The sequence below is a fragment of the Paenibacillus sp. GCM10023250 genome (assembly GCF_042653205.1).
Classification (GTDB): Bacteria; Bacillota; Bacilli; order Paenibacillales; family Paenibacillaceae; genus Paenibacillus_Z.
In genome coordinates, this window is record NZ_JBHSHY010000002.1 from 138709 (window position 1) to 154941 (window position 16233).

Sequence of the window (16233 nt, forward strand, 5' to 3'; positions counted from 1 at the left end):
AAGGAGAACCATAGATTGAAGGGAGAATGGGGAGTACATGCAGTGGATTACGAAGTGGGCGTTCAATAACAAGGCCGCCATGAAGCTCGTCGTGCTGATGGCGCTGGCGATGGGGGTGGTCAGCTATTTCCGGCTGCCGATGGAGTTTTTGCCGGAAGCGGATAACCCGATGGTCACGGTCGCCGCGATCGGACCGGGCTATGACGCCAAGTCGATGGAGACGGAGGTCACGAGCAAGCTCGAGGACGCCGTGCAGTTCGTCAAAGGCAAGACGCTGATGACTTCGTCCTCCGGGAACGGCTTCGCCAAGATCGACTTGTCGTTCGATTCCAAGACGAACATGAAGGAGGCAAAAGCCGAAGTCGAAGCGGCCGTTCGCGCCGTGCGGCTGCCGGAGCGGGTCATGACGCCGTACGTCGTGCAGTTCAACACGTCGATGATTCCGATATCATGGGTCTCCGTCAGCCTGGACGGCGTGAAGGATACCGACCGCGACCGCGTCGAGAAGGACCTGATCAACGCCTTCAAGAAAATCGACGGCGCCGCCCAGGTGTCCCTGGGCGGCAAATCCGCGCCGCGCGTGTCGATCGTGCCGGATTCTGAGAAGCTCGCCGCCAAGGGCGTTCCGTTCCAGGCGCTCATGGGCGTGCTGCAAGGACGCAGCGTCTCGGCATCCGTCGGCGAGAAGACGATCGACGGCGCCTCCGGCAACCTGATCGTCGAAGCGAACGTGAGCGACCTCGAGACGCTCCGCAAGCTGCCGGTGGCGCCGGGCGTGACGCTCGGCGACGTGGCGGACGTTCAGCTCGCGAATCAGGCGGAAAGCATCAGCAGCCTGAACGGCAAGGACGTGCTCATGCTGACGATATCCAAGTCCGCGAATGCCAATGCCGTCAAGGTCGGCGACGCGGTGCAGGAGACGGTGGACCGGCTGAACAAGGACGTGGGCGGCGTCGATATCCGCGTCTTGTCCAGCACGTCGGAGCAGGTCGTGCATTCCGTCAATTCCATGCTGCGCGAAGTGCTGATGGGCGCGCTGTTCGCCACGGTCGTCATTCTGCTGTTCATGCGCAACCTGCGGGCGACGCTCGTGACGATCGTCTCGATCCCGCTGTCGCTTGGCATCACGCTGTACTTGCTGCAGGCGTCCGGGGTGTCGCTGAACATCATTACGCTCGGCGGCGTCGCGGTTGCGGTCGGCCGTCTCGTCGACGACAGCATCGTCGTCATCGAGAACATTTACCGCAGGCTGCAGCACGAGCCATTCTCGCTCGGCTTGATTACGGACGCCACGAAGGAAGTAGCGACGGCCATTACGTCGTCGACGCTCGTCACGGTCGCGGTATTCCTGCCGATGGGGCTCCTCCGCGGCTCGCTGCAGGCGTTCCTGCTGCCGTTCGCGCTGACCGTCACGTATTCGCTGCTCTCGTCGCTGCTTGTCGCCTTGACGGTCGTGCCGCTGCTGAGCGCCGCGCTGCTGCGCAACACGAAGATGAAGGAGCACGAAGGCTCCAAGCGGTTCTCGAAGTTCCTCGGCTGGTGCCTGGCGCACAAGTGGGTGCCGCTCGTCGTGTCGGTCGCACTGCTGATCGGCTCCGTCGGCGCGTACATGTCGATGCCGAAAGGGGCGCTGGACTCATCCAATGCGTCGAACCTCAACATCTCGCTGGAATATCCGAGCGAGACGCCGCTTGACCACGTCGTCTCGGGCGGACGCCAGCTGGAAGCGTTCCTCGGCAAGCAGGCAGGCATCGATTGGGTCCTGATGCAGAACGGCAATAGCGCAGACGGCGCGCAATACGGCGAAGTCTCCTCGCCGACGCTCGTGACGTATCTGGTGCAAATGAAGAAAGGCGCGGACGCCGAGAAGGTCATCGCCGACGTGCAGAAGCAGCGCGCCTCGTTCCCGGGCGCGGATTTGAACGCGGGGGCCATGGACTTCATGAGCGGCTCCGGCGGTACGCAGGTGCTCGTCGACGTGACGGGCGACGATCTCGAAGCGATCGCCAAGGGCGCGGACGACGTCGTCTCGGCCATCAAGCCGGTCAAGGACGTCCTGAAAGTGAAGACGAATCAGGAAGAGAAAAAGCCGGTCTATACGTTCCGGCTGGATCCGGCGAAGTCGAACGGCCAGGAAGTGGCGTCCCAGCTGCAAGGCTTGCTGAATCCGATCCCGCTTGGATCCGTGACGATCGGCGGCCATGCGGCGAACGTCGTGCTGGAGCCGACCGTCGATCCGAAATCGCAAAGCGACCTGAACGGCCTCACGATCATGACGGCCGCCGGCACGGCGCCGGTCTCGTCGGTCGCGGAGCTCGTCAAGACCGAGCAGCCGAGCGTCTACTATCATAAGGACGGCAAGCCGTACGTTCGTGTCGTCGCGGACGTCGATCCGAAGCAGCTGTCCGTCGTCGGCAAGGAAATCGCCAAGAAGGTCGGCGAGCTGAAGAAGCAGGACGGCGTCACGTACACCGTCGGCGGCGCATCCGCGGACCAATCGTCCGATTTCGCGGATCTCGGCGTCATCATGATGATCGCGATCGGCATCGTCTACCTGATCATGGTCGTCACGTTCAAGACGCTTCGCGCGCCGCTCGCGATCTTGTGCTCGCTGCCGCTCGCGGCGATCGGGGCGGTCGTCGGCCTGCTCGTATCGGGCATCTCGCCGGACTTTACCGCCGTCTTCGGCGCACTGATGCTGGTCGGCATCGTCGTGACCAACGCGATCGTGCTTATCGACCGCGTGAAGCAAAACGAGCAGCGCATGACGATCCGCGAAGCGCTGATCGAAGCGGCGTCCACCCGCGCCCGTCCGATTCTGATGACGGCGATCGCGACGATCTCCGCGATGCTGCCGCTTGTCTTCGGCTCGACCGAGAGCGGAAGCATCGTCTCGCAAAGCCTGGCGACCGTCGTCATCGGCGGCCTGGCGGCGGCTACGCTGCTGACGCTCGTCATCGTGCCATGCGTCTACGAATTGTTCTTCTTCCGCAAGGCCAAGCGCCAGCGCGTCAGCGCCCGCGCGGAGCACGCCGCGTAAGACAAGCGGCGGCGACCTGGCCACGGCGGATAGCCGGAATGAGCTGCGCCTCCGAGGGAGTTCGTCCGTGCCGCAAGGCAGGGACGCCCTTCGGGGGCGTTCGGCGTTGGCGGCGCGACGCGGCCGAGGCCCGGCGAGGCTTGCCGCCGCGCTGGCGGTCCCGTTCGACAAAACAAAACAAGAAACGGCGGCCGCATGTGACACAAACCGTAGCCAACTCTATGTTAATTTAGTTCTTGTACGAAAAAATTGGCGATCCGAACGGCAAAGGAGGGAGGAGACCGATGTCAACGCTGGCGGGCTTCAACGCGGAGAAGCCATGGCGGCTCGGTTGTTGCGGCGGCAAAGCCGGCTGCGGCTGACTTCCGCACGATCCGCCGACGCTGCAAGAATCGGCTGCGGCGCCGTTCCACCCGCCGCGCGCGATCGCCGCGGTCGATTGAGCGCCACGGACGGAAAAATCGGCGGCCGTGCGAATGTTCCTCGATATACCGGTCAAGACCGAATGCGGCGCGCAATCGGACGATCATTTCGGGCGGCTGCGTTCATGATCGCGCTTCGCGTCAATAATCGCAGGACGAGTGAGGGTCAATTATGAGCGCTAACAGGGACCGCAACGCCGGGCATAACGGGTTGTACGCGCCCGGCTGCGATATTTTCCGGCATGCCTTCGAGGTTTCAATGAGCGGGATCGCGATCGTTGCGGCGGACGGGCGGTTTCTCCGGGCCAACCGTTCGTTTTGCGACGTGACGGGTTACGCGGAAGAGAAGTTGCAAGCGCTTAGCTTCTCGGGCGTCGCCCATCCCGACGACCGCGCGTCGTGTCTGCGCCTGCTGGCGGACATGGCTGACGGGCGGGTCGTGTCGTTTCAAACGGAGCTGCGGTTCGTCCATAGCCAGGGCCATACCGTCTGGGCGAAATTCGGCTGCAGCCTGTATCGCGCAGATGGGGAAGCGCCGCGCTATCTGCTTCAAATCGTCGAAATCACGGCGTACAAGCAGACGGAAAACATGCTGCGGGATAACGATCAACGCTACCGCCAGCTGTTGAAGCGGCTTCCGGAACCGATCGCGATCCATAGCGAGGGCATCTTGATCTACATCAACGACGCGGGCATCGAGCTGCTCGGCGCGGCGGCTCAGGAGGATATCGTCGGGCGGCCGATCTTCGATTTCATCCATCCCGATCAGCACCAGTACACCGCGAACACGATCAAGCGAATCATCGCCGGAGGCGGCACGGGCTATTCGGAATACCAGCTATGCCGTTTGAATGGGGAGATCGTCGATATCGAAGCATGCAGCACCACCGTGTACGAATTTTTGGGCAAGCCCGTCATTCAGACCGTCATTCGGGACATTTCGGAGCGGAAGCGGACGGAGGCATTCCTGCGCAGGTCGGACAAGCTGGCGGCCGTCGGCCAGCTCGCCGCGGGCGTCGCGCATGAGATCCGCAATCCGCTGACGGCGATCAAAGGTTTCGTGCAGCTGATCCAATCCCGCACGACCGAGAACGGCAGCTACTTGGAGATCATGCTGTCGGAGCTGGAGCGGATCAACACGATCGTCAGCGAATTCATGCTGCTGGCCAAGCCGGAGCAGGCGATGAACCATCAGCGGAAGGATCTCCGCAAATTGATCGAGGATATCTTGACGCTGCTGAACCCGCAGGCGCTGCTGAACAACGTTGAGGTGCAGACGGAATTCGATCCCGACGTCCGGGCGATCCAGTGCGACGAAGCGCAGATGAAGCAGGTGTTCGTCAACGTGATCAAGAACGCCATCGAAGCGATGCCGAACGGCGGCCTGCTCGCCATCCAGGTGAAGCCCAAGAACAAGCGGCACGTCATGATCCGCTTCGCCGACCAGGGCGCCGGCATTCCGAAGGAGCGGCTGTCGAAGCTGGGCGAGCCGTTCTACAGCACGAAGGAGAAGGGGACGGGGCTCGGGCTCATGATGTGCTACAAAATCATCGAGGCGCACCGCGGCGAGCTGCTCGTGAGGAGCAAGCTGAACAAGGGGACGACGATCGACATCGTGCTGCCGGCGATGATGGAGCAGCCCTGACGGATGGTTCGCGCGCGAGGGTGGAAGTGGCGATAAACGAGAAGGGCCGCGGGAGCATAGGCTCCCCGCGGCCCTTTCTTATCGTTGACGGATCCTTATTACTGTCGGCGTGCACATGATGATCGTTGTTCGCGTTCTCACCGGCGCGTCTTACCGGTCCCAAGGCCAGCCGGCCGGCGGCAGACGTATCAGAACGCCATTTTGTACAGCGGCAGCACGGTCCGGAACGTGTCCGCGGCTTTGGCGACGAACGCTTCGCCGTCCCGCAGGATCGGATCCTCGCGGTCGATCGTGATGCCGCACAGCGCCTCGGACGCCTTGACCGTGCGCAGCCGCTCCAGCAGCTTCGCGAGACCGTCGCGGCCCAGCTCGGCCTGCGTGTCCCCGCCGGGCACCATATGGTTGCCGGACCAGACGTAATGCGCGGGGATATGCGCCGTGATATCGTCCAGCTGCTGCAGGGCATGCTCCGCGAACACCGATTTGTTGTCGGATTCGTAGATGATGGCGAACTGCACGAACAGATGAGAGCCGAACAAGCCGATCTGGAAGTGCGGGAACATCTTGTAGCCGCGTTTGCCCGGAGCGAACGCGATCCACGTATCGTTCGGCGGATTGATCGTCCGCCGCGCGTGCTTGGCGACATGCGGGAACATCGGCTCGCCGCAAAGCTCGGTCAGGAACGGCGACAGCCGCTCTCCAAGCTCGCTTAGCTTGGGACGGACCCGGGCGATGAGGGCGTCCATCCGGGGCTCGAGGCCCGGAATGGCGAATACGTCGAAATCTTCGGGCGCGAAGCCCGCGAACGGGCGCGCCATAGGTGCGGTAGTCGGCGTCATGGCCGTGAATCATCCTTTCGGCCGCTTGGGGCAGCGGTAGTCGTTCGTTCATTATAGCATAACGCCCGTTTGCAATCTCGCGGCGATTCCGGTAGTCTTTTTTACAGTACTAGCTGAACGCCTAGAGGGAGAGGTCTACATGTATTGGCAGCAATTATGGTTTGTTTCGAACATGCTTTTCGTGGTCCTGGCGATCGTATATCTGTTCACGCACCGTTCGGTGACGCTCGCCCGTCAGGAGGCGGACGCGCAGCGGCTGGCCCGGACGAAGAAACGCCGCTTGACGTCGGCCGTGTTCTGCCTGGCTTCGTTTGCCGCGATGGTCGCATTCTTCCTGATCAACATGCGCGTGAACGGCTGAGCGGCTTCAAGTTGTGTCCAAACCATGGCGCTTTGTTTCTTTTTCGCAACTTTCTTGTCGGTTATTGCGTTAAACCTGTCATAGCAGGCTGAAGAACAGCCGGCTATGCGCTTATCACGCGATCGCCGAACGAGAGAGAAGGCAAAGGAGACCAGCATGAAATCACTGAAATGGTTGTTAATCGCATCATTCTTATTCCTGCCTTTCGCATACGCGGCATCGGCACCCGCGTCCGCGGAAGGCATTTCGCCTCTAGGGGGGGCAGCCGTCACGGATACGCTCGTACTGACCATGGAAAGCGCCGCGATGGTGCACAACGGACAGCCGTATACATCGGCGCAGCCGGTCGCGAACATGAACGGCCGGACGTTCATTCCGTTCAGTTCGATCGCGGCCCGGTACGGGTACCGCATCTCGTACGACGCCCAGAAGAAGGAGGCCGTCGCGAAGAGCGACAAGCACGAGCTGATGTTCAAGATCGGAAGCGGCTTCGCGTACCGAGACGGCGTGCTGACGAAGCTGACCGGCGCGGCCTACATCTCGAACGGCTACCTGATGGTGCCGCTTCGCTCATGGGGCGAGATGGCCGACAGCACGATCGCCGTCGTCGGCAAGACGATCACGCTCAAATGGTCCTCCGTCGTCATCCCGCCGAAGCCGACCGCCGCGTTCGCGGTGCAGCCGTCGGAGATTTACGCGGGACAGACGATCGTGTCCTACGTCGACCGGTCCACGAACCCGGCGGGCCTTCCGTTCGTCGACGAGCGCTGGGACGGCCGGATGGACGTGTTTCCGGAGCCGGGCACGTACGTCATAACCCGGCAGGTGGAGGACGCGAACGGCACGTGGAGCGATCCGTACTCCATCACCGTCGTGGTCAAAGCGCCGAACCAGCCGCCGGTCGCCGACTTCGCCACCGATAAGCCGCAGTACCGGATCGGCGAGGAAATTCAATACATCGACCAGAGCACGGACGACGAGAACGCTATCGTCAAGCGCACGTATACGGGCAACGACAAGGTGTTCTTCGAACCGGGCGACAAGACCGTCACGCTGACCGTCGAGGACGCCCACGGCTTGACGTCGACCGTCACCAAGACGGTCACCGTCACGAGCGAAGTATTGTACACGAAGGACGAATACTTCCGGCTGAATACGCCGCCGGGCAGCAATTTCACGATTAATCCGGATTCGGTGCCGAAGATGCCGTCGATTCCGTATGCGATTCAGTCCGAGTCGTCCCAGCTGGTGCGCAGCAACAGCCCGGAGACGCTGACGCAGGAGGGCATCGTGTACCAGGCGCAGCTGACCGGCCAAGTCCGCTTCATGTTCCATCACGTGAACAAGATCGGCTATCCGGTCCGGATGTACCTGCTCGCGACGAACAACAACGGCACGACCGTGAACGTCAACACGAGCTCCGTCGGCATCGGCGGACCGGATCCGGTCGTGGGCAACACGGGCAAAATGTCCACGGTGCGCTACTTGAACGCCTATCAGAGCAACCCGGCACCCAAATGGATGACGGTTCGGCCGCATCAGACGGTCGAAATCCTGCCCGAGCTGTCAAAGACGCCGATGAAAATGAACGAGGTGCTGACCGCGTACGCGGACGTCTTCAGCGACCAGGAGCTGCAGTTCCACATCGTGATCGTGGCGTCGGGCAAAAGCGCGATCGCCGAGCTGCCGTACCTGCCGGTGCTTCCGCGCGACGGTATCCATGTCCGCGGGACGTTCTACAACGCCGACCGGTCCGTCGTGATCGACGACGCGCTCGGTGACAAGGAGCAGCGCATCGTGCTCGGCGACAAGACGATTGACCGGTACCTGGACGGCATCGACGACACGAACGGCGAGCTGCAGTACAACACCGGCAACTTCGGCACGCTGTATCGCATGCACTTGTCCCATGTATCGCCGCATACGCTGATCGCGCTTAATCCGCGGGGCGGGCTGTATATCGGGGCGTTCATGGTGAACGGCCGAATCGTCACGGCGTCGATGATGAACAATACGCAAGCCGCGGTGCTGTACCGCACGGGCGACACGGAAGAAGCGGTCGACATCACGTTCACGCTGGCGGCCGGCAGCAATCTTCCGATCGCCATGACATTCCTGCCGCTCCCGGAAGTCCGCTGGTAGGCGGGCAGGCGCAGCCTAGGCAGCGCCAAGCACGCGAAAAATGCCTCCGTTCCATGGTTTCCATGGAACGGAGGCTTTTGTTTGCGCCGTTTACGGAGCGGTCGGCCGCGGGGCGGCGAACAGCTTCGTCTCGCCGGCGGTTCCATGCTGCTTCCGGAACTGCTTCGGCGTCATATTGAAGCGCTTCTTGAAGACGTAGTACAAGTAGTTGCTGCTCGCGAATCCGTGCTCCAGCGCGATCTGCTCGATCGGGCGGCTGCCCTCGACGATGGCGGAGCAGATCTGGGAGAGCCGGTAGTTTTCCAGATAGGCCGTGAACGATTCCTCGCCCTGCTCGCGGAACACCCGCTGCAGCTGCCGGGCGCTGATCGGAATCCGTTCGGCGACCTCCTGCAGCGTCAGCGGCTGTGCGTAGTTGTCGTGAATGAACTGCGTCGCGATCCGGAAACGGTGCTCGTTAATGCTGCGCGACGGCGGCTCGAACGTCACGTTCGGAATAGCGGACATCCGCGCGGAGCGGAGCAGGATCTGGATGATCGCCTGCTTGATCGTGGAGAACGCGCCGGGCTGGCCTTCGTTCCACGCGCGGTACGCCGTCAGGAACCACGCCATCGCGTTGTATTGATCGACGTGCGGGCGCCTCGGCAAGTTGTCGAGCGCCCGGATGCACGCTTCCGCCTCGTGGCGCTCCCACGGGTCGCCCCAGCTCGCTTCCTGCTCCGATTCCTTGATCGGCACGATGTCGATATGGAGGCACAGCTCGTCCATCGCTTCGCGGGCGTCGGCTTCCTGCTGGTGAATGACGTTCGGGCCGGTCAGGTAGAACAGCCCTTCGTGCAGCGGATAGACGTTGTCTTCCATCACGACCGTGCCTTTGCCGCGGGGGATGAAGTGGAACTCGTATTCCGAATGCTTGTGCAAGCGGACGATTTTGCCGGGAGCGAAGGAGGTCAAGTGGCAGCGCAGCACGCGAAACCCGTATCCTCCCCAGCGGAACTGTATATCGAGCCGGTCGATCGCATCGTTACGCTCGGCCATGAGCGAATAGGCAAACGGTTTTGCCATCCTTTACTCCCCCTTTCTCCCTGCCGGACGGCGCGGTTTAGTTGCTCAGCTCGGCCAGGGTCACGACGCGCTTCTCCGCGTTCGAGATCGTGGCGGCTTCCATCAGCTTCGTCAGATCGACGGCGAGGCCGACGTTCTCCGTCGCTTCCGTGCCGTTCAGCACATGGCCGGCGAATTGGTCGAACGCGGAAATCCGCTGCTCTGGCAGCTCGATCGTCACCCATTCCTTCGACTCCAGCTTGTTGCTGCGGACGCGGACGGCCTCGTCCGGCGAGCCGTACAGCAGCGTGCCTTCTGTGCCGTGGATTTCCACGCTGAACGGGGAGTGCGCGTTCACGAAGCCCGCTTCGACGATGCCGATCGCGCCGTTCTCGTAACGGAGCGTGGCGACCGCATTGTCTTCGACTTCCTTGCCCGTGACGTAGCCGAACGACGCGCTTACGCTCTCCGGCAGGCCGAGGAAGAGGCGGGTCAGGTACATCGGGTGGCAGCCGAGGTCGATCAGCGCGCCGCCGCCGCATTGCTCGAGGTTGAAGAAGTGTTCAGGCAGCCAGTTCGCCGTCGCGCCGTTGTGGGACAGGCGCACGCGCGCTTGCGTCAGCTGGCCGAGCAGGCCTTGGCTCAGCACTTCTTGAGCGGCCAGCGTGTACCGGTCGTTCAAGCGGGGAAGGGAAACCGTCAGCTTCACACCGGCTTCACGCACGGCGGCGATGATTTCGTTCACTTCGCGCAGCGTAGGGGCGATGACTTTCTCCGTGAAGATATGTTTGCCGGCGCGCGCGGCTTTCACCATCACGTCGCGGTGAATGTTCGTCGGCGTATCGACGACGACCGCGTCGATGTCGTCTCGGGCGAGCAGCTCGTCCAGGTCGGCGAAGAACGGCACGCCGAGCTTATCGGCGGCTTCTTGGCCGCGGGCCGGAATTTCGTCCCACACGGCGACGACTTCGGTGTTCGGGTTTTTTTGCACGTCTCTCGTGTAATCCCAAGCGTGAACATGCCAGTAGCTGAGCATAGCGATGCGAATCATGGCGTGATTCCTCCTAATAGTGGGTGAAGTCGGGATCGACTCGGATTTGTCGCGCAATTACAGTTTCTCATGCTCTAATTATGCGACACATGTATACGGTAACACAAATGAAATTGGGCTATAATACGTTCCTGTGCCAATAAAACTACAAAATCGCGACAAAATGCATGGCGCCATTTCGGAATGCGGGCGCAAATTGACGCGGACGCCGAATTGCGGCATGATAGAAGGAAGCAGCCAAGCCTCGCGCGACGCGCGGGCGGAAAGGGGACGACCGCCATGCGGACCATCATGAAAGCGCCGATTCACGCGTACCGCCGGTTCATATCGCCGCTCAAGCCGCCGACCTGCCGGTTCTACCCGACCTGCTCCGCGTATGCGCTGGAGGCGATCGACAAGCACGGGCCGCTGCGCGGCGGCTGGATGGCGGTCCGGCGGATCTGCCGCTGCCATCCGTTCCACCCGGGAGGTATCGATTACGTGCCGCCCACGCGGGAGGAGCTTGCCCGGCAGCGCGCCTCGCTTGACAGCGCCGCGCGGGATTCGGTATAGTTTCAGCAAGAGCATGCGTTAACCATATCTTTCTTCGATGAACGGATAAGTACCGAAGCGATGACCTTACCAGAGAGCCGGGGCAGCTGGAAACCGGCAAGGAACGGCTTGGGGAACATGGTCCGGGAGAACCGCTTTCGAACGGCGGCCGTCAGCGCGGCCGGCGCAAGGCTGCGGCGTTTGACCCCGTTACCGGTCGACCGCTCGTCCGAATGCGGACGAGCCGAACGAAGCTTTCTTTCGCGCTGGACCGTACGGGGCCGGGGCGGAGGAGAGGAATTTGGGTGGTACCACGTGAGCGCAAGCTTTCGTCCCATGGCGGACGAAGGCTTTTTTTGTTGTTCCGAGCATTGATTATGCCTGCCCGAGGCAGGCCGGAGGAGTGTTGGCGATGAGCGAAACCAAACCGACGTTTTACATTACGACCCCGATTTATTATCCGAGCGACAAGCTGCACATCGGACATGCGTACACGACCGTGGCCGGCGACGCGATGGCGCGCTACAAGCGGCTTCGCGGCTACGACGTCTGGTACTTGACGGGCACGGACGAGCACGGCCAGAAGATCGAGCGGAAGGCGGCCGAGAAGGGCCAGACGCCGCAGCAGTTCGTTGACGACATCGTCGTGCTTATCAAGGACCTGTGGAAGAAGCTCGACATTTCCAATGACGACTTCATCCGCACGACGCAGGATCGCCACAAGGCCGTCGTCGAACGGATCTTCGACCGGCTGCTGCAGCAGGGCGACATTTACAAGGGCCACTACGAAGGCTGGTACTGCACGCCGTGCGAATCGTTCTTCCTGGAGCGCCAGCTCGTCGACGGCAACTGTCCGGACTGCGGGCGTCCCGTGGAACTCGTGAAGGAAGAGAGCTACTTCTTCCGGATGAGCAAGTACGCCGACCGGCTGCTGCAGTATTATGAAGAGAATCCGGAGTTCATCCAGCCGGAATCGCGCAAGAACGAGATGATCAACAACTTTATCAAGCCGGGCCTCGAGGATCTCGCGGTCTCCCGGACAACGTTCGACTGGGGCGTCAAGGTGAAGGGGGATCCGAAGCACGTCGTCTACGTCTGGATCGACGCGCTATCCAACTACATCACCGCGCTCGGTTACGACTCCGGCGACAGCGCCCGCTTCGACAAGTTCTGGCCGGCGGACGTGCATCTCGTGGGCAAGGAGATCGTTCGGTTCCATACCATTTACTGGCCGATCATGCTGATGGCGCTCGACCTGCCGCTGCCGAAAAAAGTGTTCGCGCACGGCTGGTTATTAATGAAGGACGGCAAAATGTCCAAATCGAAGGGCAACGTCGTCGATCCCGTGACGCTGATCGACCGCTACGGCCTCGACGCGCTCCGCTACTACCTGCTGCGCGAGGTGCCGTTCGGCGCGGACGGCACGTTCACGCCGGAGAACTTCGTGGAACGGATCAATTTCGACCTGGCGAACGACCTCGGCAACCTGCTGAACCGGACGGTCGCGATGGTCGGCAAGTATTTCGACGGCGAAGTGCCGGCCTATGCCGGCCCGGTAACCGCGTTCGACGAGAAGCTGTCGGCGCTCGCCCAAAGCACGGCGGAGCAGGTGGAAGCGGCTATGGAGCGGATGGAATTCTCCGTCGCGCTGACGGCGATCTGGCAGCTGGTCAGCCGCACGAACAAGTACATCGACGAGACGCAGCCGTGGACGCTCGCGAAGAGCGAGGAGAAGCGCGGCGAGCTGGCGTCCGTCATGCACCACTTGGCCGAGTCGCTGCGGATCGTCTCGATTCTGCTGCAGCCGTTCCTGACGAATGCGCCGCTGAAAATCCGCGCGCAGCTGGGCATCGCCGAAGGCGAGCTGACGGCGTGGGACAGCACGAAGACGTTCGGCGTCCTGCCGGACGGCACGCGCGTCGCGAAGGGCGAGCCGATCTTCCCGCGACTCGACGTCGCGGAGGAGACGGCGTTCATCGCCGTCTCCATGAACGGCGGCGCGGCGCCGGCGGAAGCCGCCGCATCGCAGGCCGGGCCGGAGACCGGGACCGCGGATGCGGCGGGCCAAGCGGCGCCGGCGGCTGACGCCGAGGCGGCCGCGCCGGAAGGCAAGGACGAGATCGGCATCGACGAGTTCGCCAAGGTCGAGCTGCGCGTGGCCGAGGTGGTGGCGTGCGAGCCGGTGCCGAAAGCCGACAAGCTGCTCAAGCTGCAGCTGGATCTCGGATACGAACGGCGCCAGGTCGTCTCCGGCATCGCGAAGTTCTACAAGCCGGAGGAGATGGTCGGGCGTAAAGTCATCTGCGTCGTCAACCTGAAGCCGGTGAAGCTGCGCGGCGAACTGTCGCAAGGCATGATCCTGGCCGCCTCCCACGGCGACCAGCTGACGCTTGCCACCGTGCCGGACGGCATGGCGAACGGCGCGATCGTGAAATAAAAACGGATTTCGGCCGCCGGGCGCTTCACCCCGGCGGTTGTTTTGTTGACAGGACAACCGCGGCTCTATATAATCTTCATAGTAATGTTTACGATTATGATCGATAGACCGGGGTGCAGCAATGTTCATATGCAAGAGAGGGTTATCTACGGCCGTCGCGGCCGTTTCTTTGTTCCTGCTAGCCTTCTTCACCGCCGGCTGCGGCTCGGCCGGCCAAGGCAAGCTGGTCGAGGGCAAGCTGAACGTGGTGACGAGCTTCTATCCGCTCTATTTTCTCGCCCAGTCGATCGGCGGCGCGGACGCCAACGTCGTCAACCTGATTCCGGCGGGCGTGGAGCCGCATGACTGGACGCCGAAGAGCCGCGATCTGGACACGGCGTCGAAGGCGCAGCTGTTCCTGTACAACGGCGCGGGCCTGGAGGGCTGGGTCGACGACTTCCTGCAAGGACTGCCGGGCGATTCGAAGCTCGTGACGGTGGAAGCGAGCCAAGGCATCGCGCTGCTGCCGGGCAATCCGGAGGATGGCGAGACGGACAGCGGCCGCGCCGATCCGCATACGTGGGTCAGCCCCAAGTCGATGCTGATCATGGCGAAGACGGTGGCCGACCAGTTCGTGCAGGTCGACCCGGCGCATCAAGCGGCCTACGAAGCGAATTACGAAGTGCTGAACGGCAAGCTGGAGGCGCTGGACCGGGAGTACGCGACACAGCTGTCGGCCGTGAAAAAGAAGGATATCGTCACGTCGCATCGGGCGTTCGGATACTTGGCCCGGGACTACGGGCTGCGGCAAGTGGCGATAATGGGGCTATCGCCCGACGCGGAGCCGAAAGCGCGGGATTTGCTGCGCATCTCGAAATTCGTGAAGGCGAACGGCATCAAGACGATCTTCTTCGAAGAACTGGTGTCCGACGAAATCGCCAAGACGCTCGCCCGCGAAGCGAAGGTGAGTACGATGGTGCTGAATCCGCTGGAAGGGCTGACGCCGAAGCAGGCGTCGAAGGGCGATGATTATTTCTCGCTGATGCGGGCGAATTTGCAAAATCTAGTGCAGGCTTTACAATAGACATAGGTGTGTACGAGGGCGGGAGTGAAACGCATGTTAATAGAGAAACGGCCGTCGCGCTTCGACTGCCATGAACCAGTCATCGAGCTCGACGGCGTCTCCTTCGCCTACGAGCAGAAGCGCGTGCTTGACGACGTCAGCTTGACGGTGCAGGAGCGGGATTTCGTCGGCGTGATCGGGTCCAACGGCGCGGGGAAAACGACGCTGATGCGCATGATCGTCGGGCTGCTGAAGCCGACGGAAGGCGCCATCCGGCTGTTCGGCAAGCCGATCGGCGAGTTCCGCGACTGGGACCGGATTGGCTACGTGCCGCAAAAAAATTCGTTCAATCCGCTGTTCCCGGCGACGGTGCGCGAAGTCGTGCTGTCGGGCCTGTACAACCGGGGCAAGCTGTTCAAGCGCGTGACGAAGGCGGACGCGGCGAAGTGCGAAGAGGCGCTGCAAGCCATGAACATCGAGGATTTGGCGGGGAAGCGCATCGGCCAGCTGTCCGGCGGGCAGCAGCAGCGGGCCTTCCTGGCGCGTGCGCTCATCAACAATCCCGCGCTGCTCATCCTCGACGAGCCGACGGTCGGCATCGACGCGGAGACGCAGGAAGGATTCTTCCATCTCGTCAAGCACATGCATCAGCATCATAACATCACGTTCCTGATGGTGTCGCACGACATAGAGATGATCCATTCTTACCTCGGCAGCGAGCCGAAGCACGAGAGCGGCAAGATCAAGTTCTACGTGAGACACTCCCACGATCTCGAAGATTGTGCGGAAACGAACCTGTCGCACAGCCTGCGCGGCCTGCGCCAGTCCATGGAGAGAGGGAAAGTAGGCGTATAGCGGGTGGATATCTTAACGCTTGAATTTTTTCAAAGGGCGCTGATCGGCGGCGCGCTGATCGGCATCACGGCGCCGCTCATGGGGCTGTTTCTCGTCCTCCGGCGGCTGTCGATGATCGGCGATACCTTATCGCACGTTTCGATCGCCGGCGTGGCGCTGGGTTTCCTGATCGGCATTTATCCCGTTGCCGTGGGGCTCGTGTTCGCGATCGCGGCGACGTTCGCGATCGAGAAGCTGCGCAAGGCATACCGGACGTACGCGGAGCTGTCGATCGCCATCATCATGTCCGGCGGTGTGGCGCTGGCGTCCTTGCTGTTTTCGATGGGCCAGGGCTTCAACGTCAGCGTGACGGGCTACCTGTTCGGCAGCATCTACACGCTGAATACCGTCGACCTCGTGCTCATCGGCGCCGTCACGGTCGTGGTGCTGCTGGCGATCGGCCTGCACGCGAAGGAGCTGTTCCTGCTCGCGTTCGACGAAGACGCCGCCGCGGTCAGCGGCCTGCCGACGAAGTATTTCAACTTCCTGATCAGCATCCTGACGGCGCTCGTCATCAGCGTCTCGATCAAGATCGTCGGCGCGCTCCTCGTGTCCGCGCTGCTCACGATTCCGGCGGCCTGCAGCCTCGCCGTGGCGCGAAGCTTCCGGCAATCCGTCATGACGGTCGTCGTCGTCGCGGAGTTTGCGGTCGTGGCTGGCCTGCTCATCGCGGGGGTTTGGAATCTCGCTCCGGGGGGCACGATCGTCATGCTGCTCATCGTCGTATTGCTGCTGCTGCTCACGTTCCGAAGCAAGTTCGGCACAGCCTAGAAGCGGAGGGAATC

At 62.1% G+C, this 16233-nt stretch carries 12 protein-coding genes; 9 read left to right on the forward strand and 3 right to left on the reverse strand.

Annotated elements, in window-relative coordinates:
- Positions 1-37: 37 nt before the first annotated feature.
- Positions 38-3040 carry an efflux RND transporter permease subunit gene (locus tag ACFPB1_RS03585; RefSeq protein WP_379221977.1) on the forward strand — a complete coding sequence of 1001 codons (3003 nt, stop codon included), beginning with the start codon at positions 38-40 and terminating at the stop codon, positions 3038-3040.
- 594 nt (positions 3041-3634) lie between these two features.
- Positions 3635-5107: a PAS domain-containing sensor histidine kinase gene (locus ACFPB1_RS03590; RefSeq protein WP_379221979.1), complete on the forward strand. Its 1473-nt coding sequence runs from the start codon at positions 3635-3637 to the stop codon at positions 5105-5107.
- A 188-nt stretch (positions 5108-5295) separates the two neighbouring features.
- Here the strand turns inward: ACFPB1_RS03590 and ACFPB1_RS03595 are convergent, their stop codons facing one another.
- Complete coding sequence (locus ACFPB1_RS03595) at positions 5296-5946, reverse strand: YktB family protein (RefSeq protein WP_379221981.1); 651 nt, start codon at positions 5944-5946, stop codon at positions 5296-5298.
- Positions 5947-6085: 139 nt separating this feature from the next.
- On the opposite strand from ACFPB1_RS03595, the gene ACFPB1_RS03600 reads away from it, so the two are divergent.
- Entirely contained in the window at positions 6086-6307 is a 222-nt protein-coding gene (locus ACFPB1_RS03600) for a hypothetical protein (RefSeq protein WP_379221983.1), read from the forward strand.
- 156 nt (positions 6308-6463) lie between these two features.
- Positions 6464-8449: a copper amine oxidase N-terminal domain-containing protein gene (locus ACFPB1_RS03605; protein ID WP_379221985.1), complete on the forward strand. Its 1986-nt coding sequence runs from the start codon at positions 6464-6466 to the stop codon at positions 8447-8449.
- Between the two features lie 90 nt (positions 8450-8539).
- On the opposite strand, the gene ACFPB1_RS03610 is transcribed toward ACFPB1_RS03605, so the two are convergent.
- Positions 8540-9514, reverse strand: coding sequence for a helix-turn-helix domain-containing protein (locus ACFPB1_RS03610; RefSeq protein WP_379221987.1), 975 nt, complete (start codon positions 9512-9514; stop codon positions 8540-8542).
- 37 nt (positions 9515-9551) lie between these two features.
- Positions 9552-10544 carry a Gfo/Idh/MocA family protein gene (locus ACFPB1_RS03615; protein WP_379221989.1) on the reverse strand — a complete coding sequence of 331 codons (993 nt, stop codon included), beginning with the start codon at positions 10542-10544 and terminating at the stop codon, positions 9552-9554.
- A gap of 279 nt (positions 10545-10823) precedes the next feature.
- On the opposite strand from ACFPB1_RS03615, the gene yidD reads away from it, so the two are divergent.
- From yidD to ACFPB1_RS03640, 5 genes are all read left to right on the forward strand, one after another.
- The gene (yidD, locus tag ACFPB1_RS03620; RefSeq protein ID WP_379221991.1) at positions 10824-11096 is read left to right on the forward strand and encodes a membrane protein insertion efficiency factor YidD; all 273 of its coding nucleotides are present in this window, start codon (positions 10824-10826) and stop codon (positions 11094-11096) included.
- Between the two features lie 391 nt (positions 11097-11487).
- Positions 11488-13512: a methionine--tRNA ligase gene (gene metG / locus ACFPB1_RS03625; protein ID WP_379221993.1), complete on the forward strand. Its 2025-nt coding sequence runs from the start codon at positions 11488-11490 to the stop codon at positions 13510-13512.
- Between the two features lie 121 nt (positions 13513-13633).
- Positions 13634-14575 (forward strand): metal ABC transporter substrate-binding protein, encoded by a 942-nt coding sequence (locus tag ACFPB1_RS03630; protein WP_379221995.1) that lies wholly within the window; start codon positions 13634-13636, stop codon positions 14573-14575.
- Between the two features lie 33 nt (positions 14576-14608).
- On the forward strand, positions 14609-15409 hold the full coding sequence (locus ACFPB1_RS03635; protein WP_379221997.1) for a metal ABC transporter ATP-binding protein: 801 nt from the start codon (positions 14609-14611) through the stop codon (positions 15407-15409).
- A gap of 3 nt (positions 15410-15412) precedes the next feature.
- Positions 15413-16219 (forward strand): metal ABC transporter permease, encoded by an 807-nt coding sequence (locus ACFPB1_RS03640; protein WP_379221999.1) that lies wholly within the window; start codon positions 15413-15415, stop codon positions 16217-16219.
- The last annotated feature ends 14 nt before the right edge of the window (positions 16220-16233 follow it).

Coding starts and splice junctions, on each gene's coding strand:
- ACFPB1_RS03585 (WP_379221977.1), top strand. CDS start 38: ATGCAGTGGATTACGAAGTGGGCGTTCAATAACAAGGCCGCCATGAAG.
- ACFPB1_RS03590 (WP_379221979.1), top strand. CDS start 3,635: ATGAGCGCTAACAGGGACCGCAACGCCGGGCATAACGGGTTGTACGCG.
- ACFPB1_RS03595 (WP_379221981.1), bottom strand. CDS start 5,946: ATGACGCCGACTACCGCACCTATGGCGCGCCCGTTCGCGGGCTTCGCG.
- ACFPB1_RS03600 (WP_379221983.1), top strand. CDS start 6,086: ATGTATTGGCAGCAATTATGGTTTGTTTCGAACATGCTTTTCGTGGTC.
- ACFPB1_RS03605 (WP_379221985.1), top strand. CDS start 6,464: ATGAAATCACTGAAATGGTTGTTAATCGCATCATTCTTATTCCTGCCT.
- ACFPB1_RS03610 (WP_379221987.1), bottom strand. CDS start 9,514: ATGGCAAAACCGTTTGCCTATTCGCTCATGGCCGAGCGTAACGATGCG.
- ACFPB1_RS03615 (WP_379221989.1), bottom strand. CDS start 10,544: ATGATTCGCATCGCTATGCTCAGCTACTGGCATGTTCACGCTTGGGAT.
- yidD (WP_379221991.1), top strand. CDS start 10,824: ATGCGGACCATCATGAAAGCGCCGATTCACGCGTACCGCCGGTTCATA.
- metG (WP_379221993.1), top strand. CDS start 11,488: ATGAGCGAAACCAAACCGACGTTTTACATTACGACCCCGATTTATTAT.
- ACFPB1_RS03630 (WP_379221995.1), top strand. CDS start 13,634: ATGTTCATATGCAAGAGAGGGTTATCTACGGCCGTCGCGGCCGTTTCT.
- ACFPB1_RS03635 (WP_379221997.1), top strand. CDS start 14,609: ATGTTAATAGAGAAACGGCCGTCGCGCTTCGACTGCCATGAACCAGTC.